The following is a 23,072-nucleotide window of genomic DNA, read 5'->3' as shown; positions in this document are numbered from 1 at the left end:
TTGTGCAGTACGGTCCAGTACCGTACTGTCATATCCAAGGAGCGCGCCGGTGTCGCGGTGGAATCGCCCGATCATCGAAAGGTCAACGGGTGCAGGGTAGTTCGCGAATCTCCTTGGTCAGGAGGGGGTGGATGGTGCTGGTCGCGCTGGTGGTCGCAGTGACCGCGGGATTTGCCATCTACCGCCTGCACGGCCTGTTCGACTCCGGGAAGAATGCGTCGAGGGGCCAGGGCGTCTCGAACGAGATCGTCCCGTTCAACCCCAAGCATGTCGTCCTGGAGGTCTTCGGCGTGCCGGGCGCGACGGCCACCATCAACTACCTCGACGTCAACGCGCAGCCGCAGCAGGTCGTCGATGCCGCGCTGCCGTGGTCGTTCACCATCACCACCACCGAGCCCGCGGTCCTGGGAAACGTTGTGGCACAGGGCAGCGGTGACACGATCGGGTGCCGGATCACCGTCAACGGCGACGTGAAAGACGAACGAACGGTCAACACGCCCTACGCCTACACCTTCTGTTTGGACAAGTCCGGATGAGCAACGAACAACTGCCGCGAATCCCGCACACCATCCGCCGGCTCTCGGTGCCGATTCTGATCTTCTGGGTGCTGCTGGCGGGAGTCTCCAACGCCCTGGTGCCGCAGTTGGAAGAGGTCGGCAAGACCCACAACGTCGCGCTGATCATGGCCGACGCTCCGTCGTTGCAGGCGACCAAGCGCATCGGTCAGAAGTTTCACGAGTTCGACACCGACAGCACGGCCATGGTGGTTCTGGAAGGCGATCAGCCCCTCGGTGCCGACGCACATCGCTATTACGACACCTTGATCCACCGGCTCGAAGCCGACCGCAAGCACGTCGAGCACGTCCAGGACTTCTGGGGTGACACCCTGACCGCCGCCGGATCGCAGAGCACCGACGGCAAGGCCGCCTACGTGCAGCTCAACCTCGCGGGCAATCAGGGGTCCGCGCTCGCCAACGAATCCGTGGGCGCGGTCCGGGAAGTCGTCGAGCACACACCGCCGCCGACCGGCGTCAAGGCCTACGTCACCGGTGCGGCTCCGCTGATCGCCGATCAGTTCGACGTGGGCAGCAAGGGAACGGCGAAGGTCACCGGCATCACCGTCGGCGTGATCGCGTTGATGCTGCTCTTCGTCTACCGCTCCTTCCTGACCATGCTGCTGGTTCTGGTGACCGTCCTCATCGAGATGGCGGCCGCCCGTGGCATCGTCGCCTTCCTCGGCAACGCGGGCATCATCGGGTTGTCGACCTATGCGACGAATTTGCTCACTCTGCTGGTGATCGCCGCCGGTACCGACTACGCGATCTTCGTCGTGGGCCGCTACCAGGAAGCCCGCAGTGCCGGCGAGGATCGAGATACGGCGTACTACACCATGTTTCGCGGCACCGCCCACATCGTGCTGGGATCGGGCCTGACCGTTGCCGGTGCGGTGGCCTGTCTGAGCTTTACCCGGCTGCCGTACTTCCAGAGCCTTGGCATTCCGGCCGCACTGGGCATCCTCGTCGCGCTGGTGGCCGCGCTCACCCTGGCGCCGGCCGTGGTGTCCCTGGGTGCCCTGGTCGGCATCTTCGAACCCAAACGCGCGATGCGGACCCGCGGCTGGCGGCGTATCGGCACGGCGATCGTCCGCTGGCCGGGCCCGGTGCTGACGGTGGCGTGCGCCCTGGCCTTCATCGGCCTGCTCACCCTGCCCGGATACAAGACGAGTTACGACACCCGTCCTTACATGCCCGAAAGCGCGGCGGCCAACGTCGGATACGCCGCCGCCGAGCGGCACTTCTCCCGCGCGCGCCTGGAACCCGAACTCCTGATGCTCGAGTCAGACCACGACATGCGCACCCCGGCCGACATGCTGATCCTGGACCGGGTCGCCAAAGCGGTGTTCCATCTGCCCGGCATCGCGCAGGTGCAGTCGATCACCAGGCCGCTGGGCACTCCGCTCAACCACACCTCGCTCGCGTTCCAGATCAGCGCGCAGAGCGCCAACCAGACCGAAAACCTGCGTTATCAACGTGACCGCGCGGACGACCTGCTCAGGCAGGCCGGTGAGCTGTCCAAGGGCATCGACATCCTGCGCCAGCAGTACACCCTGCAGCAGGAACTTGCGACGACCACCCACAGCGAGGCCCAGAGCTTCCGGGACACCGTCGCCATCATGAACGACCTGCGCGACAAGATCGCCAACTTCGACGACTTCTTCCGGCCCATCCGGAGCTACTTCTACTGGGAGAAGCACTGTTTCGATATCCCGGCCTGCTTTGCGATCAGGTCGGTGCTCGATGCGTTGGATGGAATCGATCAACTCACGTCACGATTCGAAGACCTGACAGCCACGCTCGAAAAGCTCGACGCGCTGCAGCCGAAGCTGGTGGCCCTCATACCCCAGCAGATCGCCAGTCAGGAAACCAATCACGACCTGACGATGGCGAATTACGCCACCCTTTCCGGGATCTACGCACAGACCGCCGCGGCCATCGAGAACTCGACGGCCCTGGGCCGCGCCTTCGACACCGCCAAGAACGACGACACCTTCTACCTGCCGCCGGAAGTCTTCAACAACCCCGACTTCAAGCGCGGGCTGAAGTTGTTCCTGTCACCCGACGGCAAGGCCGCCCGGATGATCATCACGCACGAAGGCGATCCGGCCACCCCGGAAGGCATCTCCCACATCGAGCCGATCAGAAGAGCCGCGCACGAAGCCGTGAAGGGCACGCCCATGGCCGAGGCGAAGTTCTACCTCGGCGGCACCGCCGCCACCTACGCCGACATCCAGGACGGTGCCAAGTACGACCTGATGATCGCCGGAATCGCGGCACTGAGCCTGATCCTGTTGATCATGATGACGCTGACCCGCAGCCTGGTCGCCGCGCTGGTGATCGTCGGCACGGTGGCGCTGTCCCTCGGCGCGTCGTTCGGGTTGTCAGTGTTGGTGTGGCAGTACATGTTCGGGATCAAGCTCTACTGGGTGGTGCTCGCGCTGGCGGTGATCCTGCTGTTGGCCGTCGGCTCGGACTACAACCTGCTGTTGATATCCCGCTTCCGCGAAGAGATCGGCGCCGGGCTCAACACGGGAATCATCCGGGCGATGGCCGGATCCGGTTCCGTGGTCACCTCGGCGGGTCTCGTTTTCGCGGTCACCATGTGCGCCTTCCTGTTCAGTGGTTTCCAAGTGCTGGGTCAGATCGGGACGACCATCGGGCTGGGCCTGCTGTTCGATACCTTGATCGTGCGGTCGTTCATGACGCCATCAATCGCGGCCCTGCTGGGGCGCTGGTTCTGGTGGCCGCAACGGGTACGACCGCGCCCGGCCAGTCAGATGCTGCGCCCCTATGGCCCACGGTCTGCCGTCCGTCAGCTGCTGCTGTGGGAGGACGACGACGACGTGGTGAAACCCCAAGCGCGCTAATGTAATCCGGTGTCGATGGCACCGTCGGCGAGCAGCTTCCTGGTCGCCGACGCGGACAGCGGCCGGCAGAACAGAAAGCCCTGGGCGCGCACGCATCCCTCCTTCAGCAGCGTCCGGGCCGCGCCTTCGCTCTCCACGCCCTCGGCGACAACGTTCAGATCGAGCGCCGCGGCCAGTCCCATGACGGCGCGGACGATGGCCAGATCGTCGGCGCTGACATCGAGATCTTCGACGAATCCGCGATCGATCTTCAGGGTGCTCACCGGCAAGGTCCGCAGCAGGCCCATCCCGCTGAACCCGGTGCCGAAGTCGTCGATGGCGATGTCGATCCCGAGGTCGGTCAGTGCGCTCAGGGTGGCCCGGGTGCTCGCCACGTCTCTGATGAGCATGCTCTCGGTGATCTCCAGCCCGATCGCGCTACCCGTGAGCCCGAACTTGCCGACGGTCCTGCTGACGGTGTTCACCAGGTCCTGAGCCACCAGCTGAGCCGGAGAGACGTTGACGCGCAACATGATATCGAGACCCACGCCATCGGAGCGCCACTGCGCCAGGTCGGCGCAGGCCGCGTTGAGCACCCACTTGCCTAATTCTCCGGCCAGATTCAGCGATTCGGCGACCGGGATGAACGCGTCGGGCAACAACAGTCCCCGGGTCGGGTGCTGCCAGCGGGCCAGCGCCTCGACGGCCAGGATCTTGCCGGTCAGCATGTCGATCTCCGGCAGGTACAGGACGGTCAGCGCATCGGTTTCGATCGCCCCCGGTAGGTGCAGCTCGATGTCGGCGCGGACCTTGCGCCGGTTGATCACGTCGGTGGAAATGATGCCGATGCGTTGCGCCCCAGTGCCTTTCGTGCACTGCAGCGCGTCATCGGCGTGCCGAAGCAGGTCCAGGCTCGAGTCTTTGCCCGGCGTGCCGGTCGCCACACCGATGCTCACCGTGCGGTTGAGAACCTCACCGCCGATGGTGACGTGATCGGTCAGCCGCGAACTGAGATGTTCGGCCAGCCGTTTCGCGTCGGCCAGATCCGTGGCCGTCTCCGGCACGACGACGAACTCGTCGCCACCGATCCGGGCGATCAAACCGCGCCCTTCCATCGCTGCGCGGGCCTCGGTGGCGAAGTCGCGAATGAACGCATCGCCGGCCTCGTGCCCAAGGTAATCGTTGATCGCCTTGAGCCGGTCGAGGTTGAAGATCAACACCGTCACCGGGCCGGGCCTGCCGGTGGTCAAGCGCTCATCGAGATGGTGGATCAGGGCGCGCCGGTTCGGCAAAGCGGTCAGATCGTCGTGGCTGGCCTGATAGCTCAGCTGATCCTCGATGCTGATCCGGGCTTGCACCTGGGCCAACATGGTGGCCACCACGGTCAGCGCGTTGATCTCCTCGTCGCTCCAGCTGCGGTCGCCGTATTTGACGAAACCCAGCGTTCCGGTGGTGACGTCGCCGGACAGCAACGGAATCGAGGCCAGCGAGACGGCCGGAATGCCGCTCGCTTCGGAGATGGTCTGCTGGTACTTCTCGTCCTGGGAGGCCGGACGCAAGATCACCGGTTCCTTGGCGTTCTCGGCGAGCGCGAATACCGGGTCGGCGTCGGCGAAATAAATGGTGTGCAGGGGGTCGGGGTCCGGAACTTCCGGCCGCGGCGGCCATTCGGCCACCAACACCGTGGCACCGATGGTGTGGTCGTTGTGCCGCAGGAAGCTGACGTCGACGTCGAGGTAGCGGACGAGCTCAGCCAGCACTTCGGTGCTGTTGGCCACCGCGGTTTTGCTGGTGGCGCCCAGCAGTTTGGTGGCCACCGTGGTGATGATGGCGGGCAAACTGGTTGCGGGAGTGTGGCTTTGCATGTGGTGAGTCTCGAAATGATTTGCTGAAAGCGGTCCGGTGCCGACCCCGACAACGCGTTCGTACTGGCTGTGAAGTTTTAAATATATCCTGGCGAGTTCGCTGCGTGGGGTATTTGCGAATCAGCGCAGCAGGGTGGCGACGATGCCGGCCAGGTAGCCGAGGCGGGCCACTTCCGATGGCCGGAATTCCGGGCCCGGCCTCCCGAGCACCACGGCGGTGTGTTTGTCGCCGAGTGGCGCCGCGGCCATCGTCGTGTCCATGTCGCGCCAGGCCTGCGGGACCCAGTCGGCGCTGCCGTCCAGCGTCAGGGCGTGCTCGATCGGCAGCCAGGGCGCCGAGTCGGCCCGGGTTTCCGGTGCTCCCGTGCTGCCGGCGAGCCGCTGCAGCTTGCCCTGCGTCTGCCGCAGCACCGTGCACCAGCTCACCCGCAGGATTCTGGGCGCCTGGTCGGCCAGCACCTGTAGCCGCGACGCGTTGTCACCGGCCGCCGAGACGCGGTCGAGCAGTTCCAGTTCGCGGTGCGCCTCGAGCAGGCCGGTGTGCGGGCGAACGCTGTCCACCCGAACCCCGGGCAGCGATTCGGCGGCGGTGATCAGGGTGTCCGGCATTGCTCCGGGGGGGAGCTCGATCACCAGGTCGTCGATCGCGTACCCGGACATGCGCTCGACGACATCCAGCGACAGGATGTCGGCTCCCACCGAACCGAGCGCGACGGCCAGTGACCCCAGACTGCCTGGTTGGTCGACCAACTCGATGCGCAACAGATAGGAAGGCACGGCCAACACTGTTGCACAGCGACGCGCGGGTGGCATTTCGGCCGCTGCCCCTGCGGTGCTGACTTGCGCCCAGCGTGAAGCCAGCTTCACGGTGGGCGACGAACGTGAAGCCAGCCTCACGGTCGCGGCACGTTAGGCTTTTCGCTCGTGTCCCAGATCTCCCGTGACGAGGTGGCCCACCTGGCCCGGCTGGCCCGGCTGGCATTGACCGAGACCGAGCTGGACAGTTTCGCCGGTCAGCTGGACGCCATCTTGAGCCACGTCAGCCAGATCCAGGCCGTCGACGTGACCGGCGTCGAGGCCACCGACAACCCGCTCAAGGACGTCAATGTCACCCGTCCGGACGAGCCGCAGCCGTGCCTGACCCAGCAACAGGCGCTCGCGGCGGCGCCGGAGGCCGTCGACGGCCGCTTCGCCGTCCCGCAGATCCTGGGGGAGAGCCAGTGACGGACATCATCCGGCTCGACGCCGCCACCCTGGCCGCCAAGATCGCCGCTAAAGAGCTCTCGTCGGCCGAAGTGACCCAGGCCTGTCTGGACCAGATTGCGGCGACCGACGACCGCTACGGCGCGTTTCTGCACGTGGCGGCCGATCAGGCGCTGGCCGCCGCTGCCGACGTCGACGCGGCGGTGGCTGCCGGCGACCAGCTGCCCTCGGCCCTGGCCGGGGTACCGCTGGCCCTCAAGGACGTGTTCACCACGATCGATATGCCGACCACCTGCGGCTCCAAGATCCTGGAAGGCTGGCAGGCCCCCTACGACGCGACGCTGACCGCGCGGCTGCGGGCGGCGGGCATCCCGATTCTGGGCAAGACCAACATGGACGAGTTCGCGATGGGCTCGTCGACGGAGAACTCCGCCTTCGGGCCAACCCGCAACCCGTGGGACGTCGAGCGCGTTCCCGGCGGCTCCGGAGGCGGCAGCGCCGCGGCGCTGGCGGCGTTCCAGGCGCCGCTGGCCATCGGGTCCGACACGGGAGGCTCCATCCGGCAGCCGGCGGCGCTGACCGCCACCGTCGGGGTCAAACCCACCTACGGCACGGTGTCGCGCTACGGGCTGATCGCCTGCGCGTCGTCGCTGGATCAGGGCGGACCGTGCGCGCGCACCGTCCTGGACACCGCGTTGCTGCACCAGGTGATCGCCGGCCACGATCCCCGCGATTCCACCTCGATCGACGCGCAGGTGCCCGACGTGGTCGCCGCCGCTAAAGCGGGTGCAGCCGGTGACCTCAGCGGCGTGCGGGTCGGTGTGGTGCGCCAACTGCACACCGGCGAGGGCTACCAGCCCGGGGTGCTGGCCGCCTTCGAATCCGCCGTCGGGCAGTTGAAGTCACTCGGCGCACAGGTCAGTGAGGTGGACTGCCCGCACTTCGACTACTCGCTGCCGGCGTACTACCTGATCCTGCCGTCGGAGGTGTCCAGCAACCTGGCCCGGTTCGACGCCATGCGCTACGGGCTGCGGGTGGGCGACGACGGCAACCACAGCGCCGAAGAGGTCATGGCGATGACCCGGGCAGCCGGCTTCGGGCCGGAAGTCAAGCGGCGCATCATGATCGGCACCTACGCCCTGTCCGCCGGTTACTACGACGCCTATTACAACCAGGCGCAGAAGGTCCGCACGCTGATCGCGCGGGACCTCGACGAGGCTTACAAGTCCGTCGATGTGCTGGTGTCGCCGGCGACCCCGACCACCGCATTCCGGTTGGGGGAGAAGGTCGACGATCCGCTGGCCATGTACCTGTTCGACCTGTGCACGCTGCCGCTGAACCTGGCGGGCCACTGCGGGATGTCGGTGCCCGCGGGACTGTCGCCGGATGACGGGTTACCAGTAGGCCTGCAGATCATGGCGCCGGCGCTGGCCGACGACCGTTTGTACCGCGTGGGTGCGGCTTTCGAGGCCGCCCGCGGCGCTTTGCCGACCGCTATCTGAGTAGCGCGAGCAGACGCGAAGTCGCATGAAACCCTAGGTTTCTATGCGATTTCGCGTCTGCTCGCGCCAGGTAGGGGGCCACAGGGCAAGATGAGCACATGCGGATCGGAGTTCTCACAGGCGGTGGTGACTGTCCCGGCCTGAATGCTGTCATTCGGGCGGTGGTGCGCACCTGCGACGCCCGCTACGGCTCGTCGGTGGTCGGATTCCAGGACGGATGGCGCGGGCTGCTGGAGAACCGGCGGATGCAACTGCGCAACGACGATCGCAATGACCGATTGCTGGCCAAGGGCGGAACGATGCTGGGGACGGCACGCGTAAACCCCGCCAAACTGCGGGCCGGACTCGATCAGGTCAAGCAGACCCTCGACGACAACGGCATCGACGTCCTGATCCCGATCGGCGGCGAGGGCACCCTGACGGCGGCGCACTGGCTCTCGGAGGAGAACGTGCCGGTGGTCGGAGTTCCGAAGACCATCGACAACGACATCGACTGCACGGACGTGACTTTCGGCCACGACACCGCCCTGACGGTCGCCACCGACGCGATCGACCGCCTGCACAGCACCGCCGAATCCCATCAGCGCGTCATGCTGGTCGAGGTCATGGGCCGCCATGCCGGCTGGATTGCGCTCAACGCGGGCCTGGCCTCCGGCGCACATATGACGCTGATCCCCGAACAGCCCTTCGACGTCGAGGAGGTGTGCCGGCTCGTCAAGCGCCGTTTCCAGCGTGGAGACTCGCACTTCATCTGCGTGGTCGCCGAAGGGGCCAAGCCCGTCGCCGGCTCGATTGCGCTACGGGAGGGCGGACTGGACGAGTTCGGCCATGAGAAGTTCACCGGTGTGGCCGCTCAGCTCGGAGCCGAGGTGGAAAAGCGCATCAACAAGGACGTCCGGGTGACGGTGCTGGGGCATGTCCAGCGCGGCGGATCCCCGACCGCCTACGACCGGGTGCTGGCCACCCGGTTCGGCGTCAACGCTGCCGACGCGGCGCACGCGGGCGAGTACGGGCAGATGGTGTCGCTGCGCGGGCAGGACATCGGGCGGGTGCCGCTGGCCGACGCCGTTCGCCAGCTCAAGCTGGTCCCCGAGAGCCGCTACGACGACGCGGCCGCTTTCTTCGGTTGAGGAGTTGGCTCAGCGGTCGTCCAGCCTTCACCTTTTGGCAGGTTTTTCGTTTTTAAGAATCGGCTATACGTCGAGTATGAACAACCGCGGTCCGTATCGCGGAGTCCTTGAGCGGCCCGTTTCACCGGCCCGGACGCAGGGCAGTCCGGTTCAGCGCTGGCGGGTGGCCCCCGATGACAGTGGAGCCACCACGGTGCCCCAACCGCTCCGTTCAGACGGCACACCCCAGGCCCCATCCCAAGCCCCAGCCCAGGCTCCAGCCCAGGCCCCGGCCCGACAAAGCCGCAGCTCACCGCCCTCTGCTTCGGTAGCGGCGTCGAATCCCGCGGTGCCCGTGGTGCGCCCGTCGCCCCGCGGGCCGGTACCGGGCGGCATTGCGCTGGACGCGATCGAACCCGAAGCGCCGGCGCGGCGGAACTGGCGGGACACGGTGCAGCGCTACACCGGCCTGGATCTGGGGCAGGGCCGGGAAGCGGCCTACGAGAGTGCCCTGTGCGATCAGATCCGCACCCCGGTAGGCGGTGCGCACTGCATCGCCGTCGTGAACCTCAAGGGCGGTGTCGGCAAGACAGCGGTCGTCGAGTCGCTCGGCTCGACCTTCGCCAGTATCCGCTCCGACCGCGTCATCGCCGTCGACACCGACGCCGGCGACCTGTCGGACCGGCATGGCCGCCGCCACCCGCTGAGCCTGGCCGACCTGCTCACCGACAGGTCGGTGGCACGCTACGCCGATGTGCGGGCGCACACGTACATGAACAGTTCGGGCCTGGAAGTGCTGGGACCCCCGGACTACGCCACCAGTCACTGGGACATCAGTCGTCAGGATTTCGTCAAGGCGTTCTCGATCCTGCGGAGCCACTACTCGCTGGTGCTGGTGGACTGCCCCAAGACGCTGAAGTCCGGCGTGATGGAGGCGGTGCTGCCGGAGTCCCGGGCGCTCGTGGTGGTCACCAGCACGTCGATCGATGCCGTTCAGAAGACGCATATCGCGCTGGAATGGTTGCGCAGCAACGGGTATCGGAAGTTGCTCGAGTCGACGGTGCTGGTCGTCAACCACATCGAGCGGACCAAGCCCAGCACCTTGGCCGCCAAAGGAATCGACGACCTGTCGGCGTATGTCGCAGCCACGGTGGCGCTCCCGTTCGACCGGCACGTGCACCAGGGCACGGAGATCGGGCTGGACCGGTTGAGCAGGGAAAGCCGGCGCTGCTACCTGGAGATGGCGGCCGCGGTGGCCCGCACGTTCCCGCAACGGCCGTCCTGAGAGGGGCCGCACCAGCACCACTAGGATCGATGCCTATGACGGTAGCTGGGGCTGACCTGCTCGAATACGACGAGGTCATCGAACGATTTGATCCGGTGCTGGGGCTCGAAGTCCATGTCGAGCTGTCCACCGCCACCAAGATGTTCTGCGGCTGCACCAATACGTTCGGCGGCGAACCCAACACCCAGGTGTGCCCGGTATGCCTGGGGCTACCCGGTTCGCTCCCGGTGCTCAACCAGGTCGCGGTCGAGTCGGCGATCCGGATCGGTCTGGCGCTGAACTGCGAGATCGTCGAGTGGTGCCGGTTCGCGCGGAAGAACTACTTCTACCCGGACATGCCGAAGAACTACCAGATCTCCCAGTACGACGAGCCGATCGCCATCAACGGATATCTCGAGGCGCCGCTGGAGGACGGCACCACCTGGCGGGTGGAGATCGAGCGCGCCCACATGGAGGAGGACACGGGCAAGCTCACCCATATCGGCAGTGAGACGGGGCGAATCCACGGCGCGACCACGTCGTTGATCGACTACAACCGGGCCGGGGTGCCGCTGATCGAGATCGTCACCAAGCCCATCGTGGGCGCCGGCGAGCGGGCCCCGCAGATCGCGCGGGCCTACGTGACCGCGCTGCGGGACCTGTTGCGCGCGCTGGACGTGTCCGACGTGCGGATGGACCAGGGCTCGATGCGCTGCGACGCGAACGTGTCGCTGATGCCCAAGGGCGCAGGCGAATTCGGCACCCGAACCGAGACCAAGAACGTCAACTCGCTCAAGAGCGTCGAGGTCGCGGTCCGATACGAAATGCAGCGCCAGGCAGCGGTTTTGGTTTCTGGTGGCTCGATTGTCCAGGAGACCAGGCATTTCCACGAGTCCGGTTACACCAGTCCCGGCCGGGCGAAGGAAACCGCTCAGGACTATCGCTATTTCCCGGAGCCGGACCTCGAGCCCGTCGCGCCGAGCCGCGAGCTGGTGGAGCGGCTGCGCCAAAGCATCCCCGAGCTTCCGTGGCTGAGCCGCAAGAGGATTCAGCAGGAGTGGGGTTTCTCCGACGAAGTGATGCGCGACCTCGTCAACGCCGGTGCGGTCGAATTGATCGCCGAAACCGTCAAGAACGGAGCGGCCAGCAAAGACGCTCGCTCGTGGTGGGGAAACTTCTTGCTGCAGAAGGCGAACGAGGCCGGTATAAGCCTGGACGAACTGGCCATCAGCCCGGCACAGGTCGCGGAGGTGATCGCCCTGGTGGACCAGGGCAAGCTGTCCAACAAGCTGGCGCGTGAGGTCGTCGAAGGCGTGCTGGCCGGAGAGGGCGAGCCGGAAGCGGTGATGACGGCGCGTGGCCTGGCGCTGGTGCGCGACGATTCGCTCACCCAGGCCGCGGTTGACGAGGCGCTGGCAGCCAATCCTGATGTGGCAGAGAAGATTCGGGGCGGCAAGGTGGCTGCGGCCGGCGCGATCGTGGGTGCGGTCATGAAAGCCACCCGCGGGCAGGCCGACGCGGCGCGGGTGCGTGAGCTGGTGCTGGCGGCCTGCGGGCAGTCCTGACGCGCCTTGCTTAGGACTTGGTAGGAAATCGGGCGGAAAGAGCCCGCGGCGGCTCCGGCGGACCCATCATGGTGGAGTGATCGGTGAACCGTTCGACGACCTGATGTCGATGCTGGACTCTCCGGTGTTCGTGGTGACCACCGCGGCCGATGGTGTTCCGTCGGGCTGCCTGGTCGCCTTCGGCACCCAGACCAGCGTGCAGCCGCCCAGCTTCATGGTCGGCCTGCCGTTCAGCAGTGGCACCCATGAGGTCGGCAGCCGGTCGGAGTACCTGGCGGTGCACGTGCTGCCGCGCGGTCAGCACGTGCTGGCCGAGTTGTTCGGCAACTGCCCGGACGACCCGTTCACGCACTGCTCCTGGCGCGCCGGGCCCCTGGGAATGCCGATCCTCGACGATGCCGCAGCCTGGTTCGTCGGCCGGACGGTGAGCCGCAGCCCCGTCGCCGACCATGTGGCCTATCTATTGGAGCCCGTCGCCACCTGGGCTCCGGAAAGCGCCGACGAGCTGTTGTACCTGTCCGACCTCGACGACGACTACGAACCGGGTCAGGAGGCGCCGCAGCGGCTGTACAGCGGGGAGCGCAGCGAGGCGAAACCGAAGTACGGCATGAGGTTCACCCTCGACGCACCCTTCTGAGGCCCTGGGCAGCCTCTTCCGTCCGGCGAGCAGACGTGAACTCGCCCTGGAACGCGCGCTCCATGGACATTTTGTGTCTGCTCGCTTGGAAGCGCCGCTACATCTTGTCGTCGTTGTTGCGCGGGAATCCACCGCCCTGCGGGAACAGCGGGAACACCACGTCGTCGAGCTTCTCGGCATCACCTGCGGTCTTGTTCACCGTCGCGCCCCAGACGTTTCCGTCCGGTGACATCCGCAGCGCCCAGGCGTGCGCGTGAGTGTCTTTGCGGACCACATCCGGCTCCCCGGTCACCGCTCCCGTCTTCGGGGCCAGCCGCACCGCCACCGTCAGCTTGGTGTTGATCAGGTTGACCAGGACCGTGCCGTCCATGGCCGCGCACCCGGCGACGCCGGGCTTGTCCGGCCACGTCCACACGGTGGAGACCTCAGATTTCTTCGTGATGCGCTGCAACCGGTCGGCGCCCGGCGTGCGGTCCGCGACGTACAGCGATCCGTCGACGGGATCGATGCACATGCCCCCGCCCGAGCCGACGCCCGACAACGCCGTCGTCGGCGGCGCCTGGCCCAGGGTGGTGGGCTGCTCGATACGCAGCACCTTGCCGGCCAGTGACCTCGGGTCGGCCGCCATGGCGGGGTTGCCGGCGTCGCCGGTCATCACCACCAGGGTGGTGGGGGTGGTGAAGATCAGCGCACCGGTATTGCCGGTGGCGCCTTTGGGGATTCCGGTCAGGATGTCTTTGGGGACGTCGCCTTCGGCGATGCGGATGACGCGGTTGTCGGTGGGGGTGCTGATGTAGGCGTACATCAGCCGGTCCTGGGAGAACGTGGGCGACAGCACGATGTCCATCAGGCCGCCGTCGCCGGACGGGTCGACCGGGATGACCATCTTGACCTTGGGTTCGGCGCTGACCGAGATTTCCTTGACGGCGCCGGTGGTCCGCTCGGCCACCAGCGCGGTCTTGCTGTCGACGCCCATGATCAGGCCGCTGGTGCTTTCCAGGCACCCCTGCATCACCCCTGGTGCCGGGCACGCCTTCGGAAAGGGCGTCGGCGGCAACGGCGGCGGCGGGGGAGGCGTGGAGCTGGGTTGCGGCTTCAGCTCCGGGTTGGTCGTGAACGGCTGCGACTGGGCGTCGTTGAACCGTGCGCAGCCGCTCGACACCAGCACCGCCGCACACAGCGCAGCCAGCGCGCACCGAACCGACCGCCTTATCCGCATGACCGACAGGCTACGGAATCGGCGAGGAGGGCCGCCACCTGCCGCCGAGTCCGCGGCGTGTTACCGCAACGATGCGCGCTCGTCGAAGGGCTAGCTGCACGCGCATTCCGTCGGCTGCGCAGCAAAGTGCACGAGGAGATCGAAGCGATCACACGCTCGATCGCCGACACGGCTGTGCGGGGGGTGGCGCTGGTGGCGGGCAGGGCCGGAGCCGGTAAGTCACGCCTGGCTCGTGGGGTCATCGCGGCAGTCGCGGCGGCCGGGTGGACGGTCCGAAGCGTGGCCGCGACGGGGCTGCCGAAATGCCGCCGTTTCGCCGATATCGGGTCGGTTCAGGGGTCTACCGGAACATTTCAGTGGCCGAACTGCGGATTTAACGGGCCAAAGCGCCGCTCAAATCCCAGCTTCAGGCGCAATTGCCCTTACCCTGACACGAGTGACCAGTTCGAATGAATCGCATTGGCAGCGGCCGGACAGTCCCGCAGTGCCAACTTCCAGCCGTCCCGCCTCGGCAAGCCTGGTCGACCCCGAAGACGACCTGACTCCGGCCGGATACTCGGGCAACTTCGCCAACACCGGAACCACCACGATCATCCCGCCTTACGAACCGCATACGGGCGGCTCGTCCTACAACTTGGCGGACGCCCAGGAGCCGCTGCCGTACGTGCAGCCGCAGCCGACCAGCCGGCAGATTCCGGCCGCTCCCGCAGCCGTCGACTTCGACGAGGAAGACGAGCGGTTGCGCGCCGCCGGGCGGCGCGGCACCCAGAACTTCGGGCTGCTGGTACTGCGGGTCGGGCTCGGTGCGGTGCTGATCGCGCACGGGCTGCAGAAACTGTTCGGTTGGTGGGGCGGATCCGGGGTTAACGGGTTCCGGAACTCGCTGTCTGAGATCGGCTTTAACCACGCCGATGTCCTGGCCTACGTCAGTGCCGGGGGTGAGATCGTCGCGGGCGTACTGCTGGTGCTGGGGCTGTTCACCCCGATCGCCGCAGCCGGCGCGCTGGCTTTCTTGATCAACGGTCTGCTGGCCTCGGCCTCGGCACGGCCTCGCACCCACACCTTTACGTACTTCCTGCCGGACGGCCACGAATACCAGCTCAGCCTGATCGTCATGGCGGTCGCTGTCATCCTGGCCGGGCCCGGTCGTTACGGCCTGGACGCGGGACGAGGCTGGGCGCACCGGCCGTTCATCGGCTCGTTCGTTGCGTTGCTGGCCGGTATCGCCGCCGGGATCTGCGTCTGGGTGCTGCTCAATGGAGTGAACCCGCTGGCCTGACGGGCGGCCGGTGGCGACCCGCGGCGCCCGGCGCGCCGGGCTTGCGATCACCGCTGGGCTTGATGGCGGTGACCCGCGGCGCCCGGCTTCGCCGGGCTTGCGATCACCGCTGGGCTTGATGGCGGTGACCCGCGGCGCCCGGCTTCGCCGGGCTTGCGATCACCGCTGGGCACATCAGCGATAGGGGTTGGGCACCCGCCCCGAGCTGGCCTCGGTGAGTTGCGGCAGGGTCGCGAAGGTCACTGCGGGTAAGCGCAGTTCGGAGCCGTTTTTCAGGTGCGCGCGGGCCCAGTTACCCCGATGGAACCGCAACCCGTCGATGTCTTCCCAGGCCACCGTCTGGCTGCCCAGCAGCGTTCGCGCCGTCACTCCCCGGTCGTCGGCAACCGTCCGGAACCGGATGATCAACGCGGACAACAACACCGGAATCACCAGGATCGGTGCGCTGAGCGGGAAGGCCGTCACCGGAACCAGCAGGCACAGGGTCAGAAACCCGACGGCGATATGCGCCATCGGCGACAGTTTGATGACGACGGGTGACTCGGTAACCACCCTCGCATCATTGCACCGACCGGATTCCTGCGGCCGACGTGTTGACCCTGCGCTGAGGGTGAGGAACCTGGGCGTGTCGCCGCCCACAACGCAGAGTCAACGCTCTCAGCGGACCGGATTTGACGGTTGAGCAGTGCGAAGGCTACCGTCGAGCATTATGCAGTCTGGAATGCTCGTAGTAATTAGTCGGCGCGTTGGTGCCTGACTAGCTCTATCGAGCACCAACGCAGCCCTCGTACAGCAGCCCAGCTGGCGGGGGTTTTTTCTTGCCCCGAGACGCCACAGCCGAAAAATACCGAAGAGGAAACCGTGAGCGCACCCACCAAGCCACCGGCTCCGGCCGCGACGCCCGCTTCACAAGAGGCCGCCGAAATCGCCTCGGATGCCGGGAAGGCAGCCGCCAAGCCGGCCACTGGCCAACCGAAACGCATTGCCCCGCACCAACTTACCGGCGCGCAGGCGGTCATCCGGTCGCTGGAGGCGCTCGGCGTCGACATCATCTTCGGCATCCCGGGCGGCGCGGTACTGCCGGTGTATGACCCGCTGTTCGACTCCCAGCAGCTGCGTCACGTTCTGGTGCGCCATGAGCAGGGCGCCGGTCACGCGGCCAGCGGCTACGCGCACGCGACCGGCCGGGTCGGCGTGTGCATGGCGACGTCGGGTCCCGGCGCCACCAACCTGGTCACCCCGCTCGCCGACGCGCAGATGGACTCCATCCCGGTGGTCGCGATCACCGGCCAGGTCGGCCGGCAGCTGATCGGGACCGACGCCTTCCAGGAGGCCGACATCTCCGGCATCACGATGCCGATCACCAAGCACAACTTCCTGGTCCGCACGGGCGACGAGATCCCCCAGGTGATTGCCGAGGCCTTCCACATCGCGGCATCCGGGCGCCCCGGCGCGGTTCTCGTCGACATCCCCAAGGACGTCCTGCAGGGCCAGTGCACCTTCAGCTGGCCACCGCGCATGGAGCTGCCCGGCTACAAGCCGAACACCAAGCCGCACAATCGGCAGATCCGGGAGGCCGCCAAGCTGATCGCGGCCGCGAAGAAGCCGGTGCTGTACGTCGGTGGCGGCATCATCCGCGGCGAGGCGACCCAGGAACTCCTGCAACTGGCCGAGCTGACCGGCATCCCGGTGGTGACGACGCTGATGGCGCGGGGTGCCTTCCCGGACAGCCACCGGTTGAATATGGGTATGCCCGGCATGCACGGCACGGTGGGCGCGGTGGCGGCGCTGCAACGCAGCGACCTGCTGATCGCGCTGGGTACCCGCTTCGACGACAGGGTGACCGGCAAGCTCGAATCCTTCGCGCCCGAGGCCAAAGTCATTCATGCCGACATCGACCCCGCCGAGATCGGCAAGAATCGGCACGCCGACGTGCCGATCGTGGGTGACGTCAAGAACGTCATCACCGACCTGATCGAGATGCTGCGGCATTACGACACACCCGGCAACCTCGACATGACCGAGTGGTGGGATTACCTGGAGGGTGTCCGCAAGACCTACCCGCTGAGCTACGACCCGCAGAGCGACGGCAGTCTGGGACCGGAATTCGTGATCGAAAAGCTGGGCCAGATCGCCGGCCCGGACGCCATCTACGTGGCGGGCGTCGGTCAGCACCAGATGTGGGCCGCGCAGTTCATCAAGTACGAAAAGCCGCGCACCTGGCTGAATTCCGGTGGTCTGGGCACCATGGGCTTCGCGATTCCGGCGGCCATGGGTGCCAAGATCGCGCTGCCCGACACCGAGGTCTGGGCGATCGACGGCGACGGCTGCTTCCAGATGACCAATCAAGAGCTGGCTACCTGCGCCATCGAGGGCATCCCGATCAAGGTCGCGCTGATCAACAACGGCAACCTGGGCATGGTGCGCCAATGGCAGACGCTGTTCTACGAAGAGCGTTACTCGCAGACCGACCTGGCCACCCACTCGCACCGGATTCCCGATTTCGTGAAGCTGGCCGAGGCGCTGGGGTGTGTCGGAATGCGTTGCGAGCGTGAGGAAGACGTCGAAGAGATGATCAACCGGGCGCGCGAGATCAACGACCGCCCGGTGGTGATCGACTTCATCGTCGGCGCCGACGCGCAGGTCTGGCCGATGGTCGCCGCGGGCACCAGCAACGACGAGATCCAGGCCGCGCGCGGCATCCGCCCCCTGTTCGACGACATCACCGAAGGGCACGCCTGATGACAAGCGGTTCGCCTAAGACGCACACACTTTCGGTTCTGGTCGAGGACAAGCCGGGTGTGCTCGCCCGCGTAGCGGCACTGTTCTCCCGGCGCGGGTTCAACATCGAATCCCTGGCGGTCGGTGCCACCGAACAGAAGGATATGTCTCGGATGACCATCGTGGTCTCCGCCGAGGCGACGCCGCTCGAGCAGATCACCAAGCAGCTCAACAAGCTGATCAACGTGATCAAGATCGTCGAGCAGGACGTCGACAATTCGGTGGACCGGGAGTTGGCGCTGATCAAGGTACGCGCCGACGCCGGCACCCGTAGCCAGGTCATCGAGGCCGTGAACCTGTTCCGCGCCAACGTGATCGACGTCTCGCCAGAGTCGCTGACGGTGGAGGCCACCGGCAACCGCGGCAAGCTGGAGGCCCTGCTGCGGGTCTTGGAGCCGTTCGGTATCCGCGAGATTGTGCAATCGGGTGTGGTGTCGATGGCCCGCGGGCCGCGTGGCATCGGCACCGCCAAATAGTTTTTCGCTGCTAAAAAAGAAGGAGTAATACCCGTGCCGCAGGCATTAGAGATGTTCTACGACGACGACGCAGATCTGTCGATCATCCAGGGCCGCAAGGTCGGCGTGATCGGTTACGGCAGCCAGGGCCACGCCCACTCGCTGAGCCTGCGTGACTCCGGCGTCGAGGTTCGTGTGGGACTGAAGGAGGGTTCGAAGTCCCGGGCCAAGGTCGAGGAGCAAGGCCTGACCGTCGACACCCCGGCCGAGGTGGCCAAGTGGGCCGACGTGATCATGCTGCTGGCGCCGGACACCGCGCAGGCCGAGATCTTCACCAACGACATCGAGCCCAACCTGAAGGCCGGCGACGCGCTGTTCTTCGGCCACGGCCTCAACATTCACTTCGGCCTGATCAAGCCGCCCGCCGACGTCACCATCGCGATGGTCGCCCCCAAGGGCCCCGGTCACCTGGTGCGCCGTCAGTTCGTCGACGGCAAGGGGGTGCCCGCGCTGATCGCCGTCGAGCAGGACCCGACCGGCAACGGCCAGGCACTGGCGCTGTCCTACGCCAAGGCGATCGGCGGCACCCGCGCGGGCGTCATCAAGACCACCTTCAAGGACGAGACCGAGACCGACCTGTTCGGTGAGCAGGCCGTGTTGTGCGGTGGCACTGAGGAATTGGTGAAGACCGGCTTCGACGTGATGGTCGAGGCGGGCTACCCGCCGGAGATGGCGTACTTCGAGGTGCTGCACGAGCTCAAGCTGATCGTCGACCTGATGTACGAGGGTGGCATCGCCCGGATGAACTACTCGGTGTCCGACACCGCGGAGTTCGGTGGCTACCTGTCCGGCCCGCGCGTCATCGACGCCGGCACCAAGGAACGGATGCGGGAGATCCTGCGCGACATCCAGAATGGCGACTTCGTCAAGAAGCTGGTGGCCAACGTCGAGGGTGGCAACAAGCAGCTCGAGCAGTTGCGTAAGGAGAACGCCGAGCACCCGATCGAGGTCACCGGTAAGAAGCTGCGTGACCTGATGAGCTGGGTCGACCGCCCCATCACAGAGACGGCCTAGTTTCTAGGCCGAGCAGACGCAAAATCCCCTTGGAACGCGCGTTCCAAGGGGATTTTGCGTCTCTTCGCGCGGGGCTTCGGCGAGCTGGCCACCGGCGTTCGCCCAGATTGCACCTACGCACACGTTCCGCGGCGTGTCGTGTGCGTAGGTTCAGTGTCGCGCTGGGATCAGGCGAGGCGACCGGCGGTCTGAACCACCCGCCGCGCCAGATGATCCAGCGCGTCGCCCGTGGCTGAGTCGAACTCGCTGATGTTGTCGTGCGTCGAAACCAGGCTCGCCCCATAGGGATTGCCGTCGACGAACTTCAACGGGTCGGTGTACCCGGGTGGCACGATGATGCCGCCGAAGTGCATGAGCGTGACGTAGAGCGTCAGCAGCGTGGTCTCTTGGCCCCCGTGCAGGGTGTTCGACGAGGTGAACCCGGCGTATACCTTGTCGGCGAGTTTGCCTGCGGCCCATAGCCCGCCGAGCCCGTCCAGGAAGTCACGGAGCTGCGAGGCGACCGAGCCGAACCGGGTGGGGGAGCCGAAGATCACCGCGTCGGCCCACTCGATGTCCTCACCGGTGGCAGCCGGAAGATCCTTTGTTGCTTCGTAATTCGCCGTCCAGGCCGGATTGTGAGCGAACGACGCCGGGTCGCGGGTTTCAGCGACATGCCGGATCCGGACTTCGGCGCCCGCGGCTTCGGCTGCCGCAGCGACGCGCTGCGCCATGGAGGTGCCGTGCCCGGTCGCGGAGTAGTAGATGATCGCGAGTTTGGTCATGATGCCAGCCTAGGTGTGGCTATGTGTGAGGTGTTGGTTCGCGTGAGTAGGCAAGAGACGTAAAGCGGATGGTCCTGGCGAATCCAGCGAAATGTTTCCCTACCGGACCTGGTGCGCGTCATCACCGGAATCTTCTGAGCGGTTGTGGATTCACTCGATGCGCCATGAGCGACTGCAGGGAGCCGGGCATGTGCGCGGGCACCGCGGTCGTTGATTGCGATGGACGGTGAGCGAATTCCGGCCAGCCGATGGCTCATGCCGTTGACGTGCATGCCGCCTGGCAGTTAATCGGCTGCTTCACCTCTGAGCCGGTGGGCTTGGCGTTCTCCGGCGGGAGTAAGTCCCAGCCAGATCGTAAGGTCCCACAACGCGCGCTCGTCGTAGTGCCGAACGAAGAGATCGTAGACGCGGTCCATGGTGGCGTCGATCGAGAGATCCCATCCTGTGAACTTTTCGCCCGGGTAGGGAAGGTCCCCGAGTTGCATGAGCTCGCCTTCCAAGAGCGATCGGATGGTTCGCAAAGCCAACTCTTGTCGGGCCGAAAGGGTTGCAGCGAGGTTGTCGTGGATGATCACCGATTCCACCTCCGTCAGCGGCACCAGATCGTAGAGCGCACTGGTGAGCAGCTCGGCGCGCAGCCTGTCTTGTGCGGTTGACGCAGGCTGGCTCTCTGTGTGCCCGTCCTGATCGGGTTGAGTCATGATTCTCCGTACCTGGGAAATGTGTTTGGGCTGTGGCGGTTTCGGCACCAGGGAAAGTCAACGGCATTGCGGAAGCTCGCTGGTGCGGATAGGCACTGTGCACACTCGGCTGCTTCACCGCCACATCTAGCTCGGCGCGGCGCCGTGCAGGCCCGCCGCCCGGACCACCTGGTGCCGGCTGGTCACGGAACGTTGGCCGATTTCAGCATCGAGTTGTCCCGCTCATGCCGTTGACGCCTATGCCGACTGTTAGCTAATCGGTTGCTTCACCCCTGAGCCTGTGGGCTTGTTGTTCTCCAGCGGGAGTCAGTCCCAGCCAGACCGCAAATTCCCAAAGATCAGGTTGTTCGTACTTGCCGACGAAGAGATCGTGGACGCGGTCCATGGCGGCGTCCGTCGAGAGATCCCATCCTGCGAACTTTTCGCCCGGGTAGGGCAAATCCCCGAGTTGCATGAGCTCGTCTTCCAACAGCGATCGGATGGTTCGCAAAGCCAACTCTTGTCGGGCCGAAAGGGTTGCAGCGAGGTTGTCGTGGATGATCACCGATTCCACCTCCGCCAGCGGCACCAGATCGTAGAGCGCACTGGTGAGCAGCTCGGCGCGCAGCCTGTCTTGTACGGTCGACGCAGGCTGGCTCTCTGCGTGCCTGTTCTGATCGGGTTGCGTCATGATTCTCCATGCTTGGGCACTGTGGTTGGGCTGTCGTGGTTGCAGGACGAGGGGAGTCACCAGCATTGGCGTCATCCCGGGGTGAATTCGTCTAGGTCACCTAGCTCGTCTTTGCCCAACACCGGGGGTCCGTGGTGGCTGTAGGGTGGGTGAACAGGGTGGGGGACGGATTCTGGCGGTACCGGGCCGATACCGATTATTGGCGGTGCGCGGCTGGGCGCCGGCGTGGCGGTTGGGGGTTCGACCGGTGTGCGGGCGGGTGGCGCTACCCTGGGGGGTGCGGGAATGTCCGGCACGCCGCCCCTGGGGTTTAGGTGCACCTTTGTGTAGTCACCCTTGCTCGGGTAGCGGACATCAATGACGGGCTGTCCGGTCGACTCGGCAGCCCAGCGTTGCCCAATCGTTGTACCATCAGGAAGCCGATATCTAGTGCCTTTGCTGGGATCGCCGTAGCCGTTCGGGATTTCCACCCCGTTTTGTTGGGCCCACTGCCACAGGTTCTCGAGATCCGCCGGTGAACGGACTTCCCTGACCCGTGGATTTTCACCTTGTGGGAGTTTGTCCAGCACTCGGCGGATATCGTCGGCAGTTGGGCCGTTTGGCGGTCCTGACTCAGGCGTGGGTGCCGGTGTTGGGTCCTGTTTCCAGTGGTGGTCGACGGCTTGGACGCGGCTTTGATTTGGCGGCACAGCGCGGGCAGGCATCGATGGGAAGGTGTGGCGGATGCCAACTACAGAAGCGGTGATGTGATCGGCCACGTGCTGATCGAGTCTGACCAGTTGAGCGGCACGCTGGCGGATTTCGCCGGCGAAGGCTTGCGCTTGGGCTTGGCGGGCAAGGCGCTGCGCGGTCGACCCGCTCCTGGAGCGGTCGGTGACCGACAGGTCTTCGCCGACATCGAATCCGGCGGTGCGGGCATCCTCGACCGCGTAACGCACCCGCGAGCGCGACGCATACAAGTCTGAGGCTCCACTGCGGGCCACCTTGGCCGCCTCATGCAACTGATCGGCCGCTGCGCTGGTGGTGAGCATGTCGGAATGCGTCTCGTTGCGCAGCAAATCGGCTGCTGCGCCTTGCCAATTCACTGATAGCGCGTCTCGCCAGACCTGGTTGGCGACCCCGTAGCAGCGCCGGGCGACAGCCTCCCAGTGGTCGGCGGCCTCGGTCAGATGTTCGGTGGGCCAGGCCGTTAGCTGCGCAAGGGCGGGAAACACGGTGACCCCGGACATTGCTAGACGCGGATCGTCGGCGGCGCCACAGCGGCCAGCATGTTCGCTGAAGCGGCCTCGTTGGCGAGGTAGCCAGTCTCAGCCTCGGCGACGTAACTGGCCCGCAGGTTCACACGAGCGGCCAGCGCCGCTGAAAGAGCTGTGACATCGCCGTAGGCGCCGCTGACTGCTGCAGCGCTGGCCTGACACGACAAACCCAGCCGCGTCGGCGCCGTCGTCTCGTTAAGGTCGTCCACCAACGCGCCCCATCGGGTGCTCAGAGTCCGGAGAGCACCGGGATCGACGCGGAAATGCGGCTGCACGGCGGCAGCTTAGCCACCCTCTTCGACGCTCGCACTTCACCAGTGGGATC

21 protein-coding genes are annotated in these 23,072 nt (G+C 66.1%); 12 read left to right on the top strand and 9 right to left on the bottom strand.

Features of this window, described 5'->3' with window-relative positions; genetic code table 11:
* Positions 1-89 precede the first annotated feature (89 nt).
* Complete coding sequence (locus tag QXK92_RS10005) at positions 90-536, top strand: MmpS family transport accessory protein (protein ID WP_306241490.1); 447 nt, start codon at positions 90-92, stop codon at positions 534-536.
* Positions 533-3,424: an RND family transporter gene (locus tag QXK92_RS10000; RefSeq protein WP_306241489.1), complete on the top strand. Its 2,892-nt coding sequence runs from the start codon at positions 533-535 to the stop codon at positions 3,422-3,424. The genes QXK92_RS10005 and QXK92_RS10000 overlap by 4 nt, the downstream gene beginning before the upstream one ends.
* On the opposite strand, the gene QXK92_RS09995 is transcribed toward QXK92_RS10000, so the two are convergent.
* Together QXK92_RS09995 and QXK92_RS09990 are read right to left on the bottom strand one after the other, a co-directional pair.
* Positions 3,421-5,268: a bifunctional diguanylate cyclase/phosphodiesterase gene (locus tag QXK92_RS09995; protein ID WP_306241488.1), complete on the bottom strand. Its 1,848-nt coding sequence runs from the start codon at positions 5,266-5,268 to the stop codon at positions 3,421-3,423. The genes QXK92_RS10000 and QXK92_RS09995 overlap by 4 nt on opposite strands.
* 120 nt (positions 5,269-5,388) lie before the next feature.
* Complete coding sequence (locus tag QXK92_RS09990) at positions 5,389-6,045, bottom strand: amino acid-binding protein (RefSeq protein WP_306241487.1); 657 nt, start codon at positions 6,043-6,045, stop codon at positions 5,389-5,391.
* A 147-nt stretch (positions 6,046-6,192) separates the two neighbouring features.
* On the opposite strand from QXK92_RS09990, the gene gatC reads away from it, so the two are divergent.
* The 6 genes from gatC (at position 6,193) to QXK92_RS09960 (ending at position 12,548) form a co-directional block, all read left to right on the top strand.
* The gene (gatC, locus tag QXK92_RS09985; RefSeq protein ID WP_065134441.1) at positions 6,193-6,492 is read left to right on the top strand and encodes an Asp-tRNA(Asn)/Glu-tRNA(Gln) amidotransferase subunit GatC; all 300 of its coding nucleotides are present in this window, start codon (positions 6,193-6,195) and stop codon (positions 6,490-6,492) included.
* The gene (gene gatA, locus QXK92_RS09980; protein ID WP_306241486.1) at positions 6,489-7,973 is read left to right on the top strand and encodes an Asp-tRNA(Asn)/Glu-tRNA(Gln) amidotransferase subunit GatA; all 1,485 of its coding nucleotides are present in this window, start codon (positions 6,489-6,491) and stop codon (positions 7,971-7,973) included. The genes gatC and gatA overlap by 4 nt, the downstream gene beginning before the upstream one ends.
* 98 nt (positions 7,974-8,071) lie before the next feature.
* Positions 8,072-9,103 carry an ATP-dependent 6-phosphofructokinase gene (locus QXK92_RS09975; protein ID WP_055576467.1) on the top strand — a complete coding sequence of 344 codons (1,032 nt, stop codon included), beginning with the start codon at positions 8,072-8,074 and terminating at the stop codon, positions 9,101-9,103.
* 328 nt (positions 9,104-9,431) lie between these two features.
* Positions 9,432-10,367, top strand: coding sequence for a MinD/ParA family protein (locus tag QXK92_RS09970; RefSeq protein ID WP_371934151.1), 936 nt, complete (start codon positions 9,432-9,434; stop codon positions 10,365-10,367).
* 35 nt (positions 10,368-10,402) lie between these two features.
* A complete protein-coding gene (gatB, locus tag QXK92_RS09965) occupies positions 10,403-11,911 on the top strand; it encodes an Asp-tRNA(Asn)/Glu-tRNA(Gln) amidotransferase subunit GatB (protein ID WP_306241485.1) in 1,509 nt (502 codons plus the stop codon).
* A gap of 103 nt (positions 11,912-12,014) precedes the next feature.
* Positions 12,015-12,548, top strand: a complete 534-nt coding sequence (locus QXK92_RS09960; RefSeq protein ID WP_306244318.1) for a flavin reductase family protein — start codon at positions 12,015-12,017, stop codon at positions 12,546-12,548.
* 97 nt (positions 12,549-12,645) lie between these two features.
* Here the strand turns inward: QXK92_RS09960 and QXK92_RS09955 are convergent, their stop codons facing one another.
* A complete protein-coding gene (locus tag QXK92_RS09955; RefSeq protein ID WP_306241484.1) occupies positions 12,646-13,767 on the bottom strand; it encodes a sorbosone dehydrogenase family protein in 1,122 nt (373 codons plus the stop codon).
* Between the two features lie 436 nt (positions 13,768-14,203).
* Between QXK92_RS09955 and QXK92_RS09950 the strand changes: the two genes are divergently transcribed.
* Positions 14,204-15,046 carry a DoxX family protein gene (locus QXK92_RS09950; protein WP_306241483.1) on the top strand — a complete coding sequence of 281 codons (843 nt, stop codon included), beginning with the start codon at positions 14,204-14,206 and terminating at the stop codon, positions 15,044-15,046.
* A 174-nt stretch (positions 15,047-15,220) separates the two neighbouring features.
* Here the strand turns inward: QXK92_RS09950 and QXK92_RS09945 are convergent, their stop codons facing one another.
* A complete protein-coding gene (locus tag QXK92_RS09945) occupies positions 15,221-15,559 on the bottom strand; it encodes a PH domain-containing protein (protein ID WP_371934204.1) in 339 nt (112 codons plus the stop codon).
* A gap of 411 nt (positions 15,560-15,970) precedes the next feature.
* On the opposite strand from QXK92_RS09945, the gene QXK92_RS09940 reads away from it, so the two are divergent.
* Genes QXK92_RS09940 through ilvC form a run of 3 tightly spaced genes read left to right on the top strand, consistent with a single transcriptional unit; the run spans position 15,971 to position 19,356 of the window.
* Positions 15,971-17,788, top strand: coding sequence for an acetolactate synthase large subunit (locus QXK92_RS09940; RefSeq protein ID WP_306244316.1), 1,818 nt, complete (start codon positions 15,971-15,973; stop codon positions 17,786-17,788).
* Positions 17,788-18,303: an acetolactate synthase small subunit gene (gene ilvN, locus QXK92_RS09935; RefSeq protein WP_306241481.1), complete on the top strand. Its 516-nt coding sequence runs from the start codon at positions 17,788-17,790 to the stop codon at positions 18,301-18,303. Before QXK92_RS09940 ends, ilvN begins: the two co-directional genes overlap by 1 nt.
* 51 nt (positions 18,304-18,354) lie before the next feature.
* Positions 18,355-19,356 (top strand): ketol-acid reductoisomerase, encoded by a 1,002-nt coding sequence (gene ilvC / locus QXK92_RS09930; protein WP_065048084.1) that lies wholly within the window; start codon positions 18,355-18,357, stop codon positions 19,354-19,356.
* A 167-nt stretch (positions 19,357-19,523) separates the two neighbouring features.
* Here the strand turns inward: ilvC and wrbA are convergent, their stop codons facing one another.
* The 5 genes from wrbA to QXK92_RS09905 form a co-directional block, all read right to left on the bottom strand.
* Positions 19,524-20,120, bottom strand: coding sequence for an NAD(P)H:quinone oxidoreductase (wrbA, locus tag QXK92_RS09925; protein ID WP_306241480.1), 597 nt, complete (start codon positions 20,118-20,120; stop codon positions 19,524-19,526).
* Between the two features lie 284 nt (positions 20,121-20,404).
* Positions 20,405-20,821: a hypothetical protein gene (locus QXK92_RS09920; protein ID WP_306241479.1), complete on the bottom strand. Its 417-nt coding sequence runs from the start codon at positions 20,819-20,821 to the stop codon at positions 20,405-20,407.
* Between the two features lie 253 nt (positions 20,822-21,074).
* On the bottom strand, positions 21,075-21,491 hold the full coding sequence (locus QXK92_RS09915) for a hypothetical protein (protein WP_306241478.1): 417 nt from the start codon (positions 21,489-21,491) through the stop codon (positions 21,075-21,077).
* A 71-nt stretch (positions 21,492-21,562) separates the two neighbouring features.
* Positions 21,563-22,720 carry a hypothetical protein gene (locus QXK92_RS09910; RefSeq protein WP_306241477.1) on the bottom strand — a complete coding sequence of 386 codons (1,158 nt, stop codon included), beginning with the start codon at positions 22,718-22,720 and terminating at the stop codon, positions 21,563-21,565.
* A gap of 2 nt (positions 22,721-22,722) precedes the next feature.
* Positions 22,723-22,956, bottom strand: a complete 234-nt coding sequence (locus QXK92_RS09905) for a hypothetical protein (RefSeq protein ID WP_306241476.1) — start codon at positions 22,954-22,956, stop codon at positions 22,723-22,725.
* Positions 22,957-23,072 lie beyond the last annotated feature (116 nt).

Origin of the sequence: Mycobacterium sp. TY815 (genome assembly GCF_030755135.1) — a bacterium.
In the GTDB taxonomy this organism is placed as follows: Bacteria; Actinomycetota; Actinomycetes; order Mycobacteriales; family Mycobacteriaceae; genus Mycobacterium.
The sequence above is the reverse complement of the archived record's forward strand: the minus strand, read 5'-3'. Positions and strand labels throughout refer to the sequence as shown.